The sequence below is a fragment of the Protofrankia sp. CiP1_Cm_nod4 genome (assembly GCF_982290645.1).
The window spans coordinates 30,158-32,148 of sequence record NZ_CEVIVC010000045.1; the positions used below are offsets into that span (position 1 = coordinate 30,158).

Here is a 1,991-nt window from a genome sequence, read left to right on the forward strand (position 1 = left end):
CTCCCCCACCACGGTGGCCAGCCCCTCGGGCAGCGCCTTCGCCCACCCCGCCGCGCCGACGCGGTCGAGCGCCGCGAGCAGCTCGTCGTCGCTGGCGTCCGGGCGGGCCAGGCGCAGGTCGTCGGCGAGCGGCCCGGCGAAGACGTGCATGTCCTGGGAGATCAGGACGACTGTCCGGCGGACCGCGGCCGGGCCGAGCTCGTCCAGCTCCACGCCGCCGAGCGCGATCGACCCGCTGGTGGGGCGGTGGATACCCGCGATGAGCCTGGCCAGGGTCGTCTTGCCCGCGCCGCTGGCGCCGACGAGCGCGACCCGTTCGCCCGGCTCGATGTCGAGGTCGACGTCACGCAGCACATCGTGGCCGGGCCGGTAGGCGTGGCCGACGCCGGCGGCCCTGACCGAGGCGTCCACCGGCACGGCGACCGGCACGGTCACCGGCCTGCCGACTGGCCCCCTGACCGGCGTGGTGACTGCTGTGGCGGCCGAGACCGCGGACGACACGGTGCCCGACGCGTTGGCCGACGCGGCATCCGACATGCTGGTCAGCACGTTGGCCGGCTGGGCGGGCCGGTGCGGTTCCGGCGTCGTCGGGATGTCGGCGATGCCCACCATCCGGGCCAGGCTCGCCGTCGCGGCCTGGGCCTCGTCGACGAGCGCCAGCGCCACGTTGATCGGGTTGAACAGGTTGTGGAAGTACAGGGCCGCCGCGGGCGCGGTGCCGATCGTCACCGATCCGTCGCGTACCAGCAGGAACCCGGCCGTGAGGACGGCGGCGAGACCGATGAACTCGGCGAGGTTCAGCCGGGCGTAGAACCGCGTGATCAGATGGATTCCGCGCAGGGCCAGGTCGACGGTGGTCCGGGAGCGCCGGGTGACCCGGCCGATGTGCTCGTCGTCGCGGCGGAACGCCCGGACGGTGGCCGCGCCGCCGATGGTGTCGAGGAGCTGCTGCTGCTGGGCGCCGGCGGCGATGCGCTGCTCGGCGTAGAGGGGGATGCTGCGCCCGGCGTACCAGCGGACCGCCTGGACCTGGACAGGCGCGGCGAGCAGGGCCGCGAGCGTGAAGCGCCAGTCGAGGACCGCGAGCCCCACCAGGGTGAACGCGATGGTCAGAGCGGCGTGGGCCATCTCCGGCAGCGCCCCGCGGACCGCCTCGGTGATCCGCGTGACATCGTTGGTCACGCGTGAGGTCAGATCGCCGGCGCCGGCCCGTTCCACCTGCTCCAGCGGCAGGGTGAGCGCGCGCTCCACGAAGCGTTCGCGCAGGACGGCCAGCACCCCTTCGCCGAGCCGGGCGACGAGGGTGACCCCGACCGCGGTCAGCACGCCCTGCGCGGCCGCGACGACCACGAGCAGCACGACCGGGGTGGTGATCGCGCCGGCTGGCCGGCCGTCGGCCACCACGTCGACGATGTGGCCGAGCAGGGGCGCGGTGAACAGGCCGGCCACCGTCGACAGGGCCAGCACACCGAACGCGGTGATGGTCAGCGCCCGCCGCTCGCGCAGCAGCTCGCCGACCGTGACGCGGATACGCACGCTGGTCGCGATGGGTAGCAGCTCCCGGCCGTCGTCCGCCCGCACGAACGACTCGGGCCTGGCTGCGGACACCTCAAGCCTGTTCGTGGACGCCTCGGGGCTGGTCATCGTCGCTTCTCCCGCATGGTCATCGTGTCAGGACAAGTACTCAGGGCCACCCACTCGGCCTGTGCCCCGACCCTTGTGCGGGCACTTGTCATCACATGGACACCGTCCGCCATATGGACACCGTCCGCCATGTGACCAGTGCCCACTGGGTGAGCAGCGCTCGTCCTGTGGGCAGCGCCTACCGTGCGGACGATGACCGCCAGGCGGGCACTGTTCGCAACATGGGCACTGCTCGCCGTAGGGGCAGTGGCTGCCGTAGGCACGGTGACCGCCAAATGGACACCGTTCGCAGCACGAACGCTGCTCACCGTAGGGTCGGCGATCGCCATAGGGACGGTGACCACTAG

1 protein-coding gene is annotated in these 1,991 nt (G+C 72.7%); it reads right to left on the reverse strand.

Going from position 1 to position 1,991, the window contains the following annotated elements; genetic code table 11:
- Positions 1-1,644 (reverse strand): ABC transporter ATP-binding protein (locus AC5LSR_RS11080; RefSeq protein ID WP_493468413.1); only part of this gene is annotated, 1,644 nt, incomplete at its 3' end.
- Positions 1,645-1,991: the final 347 nt, after the last annotated feature.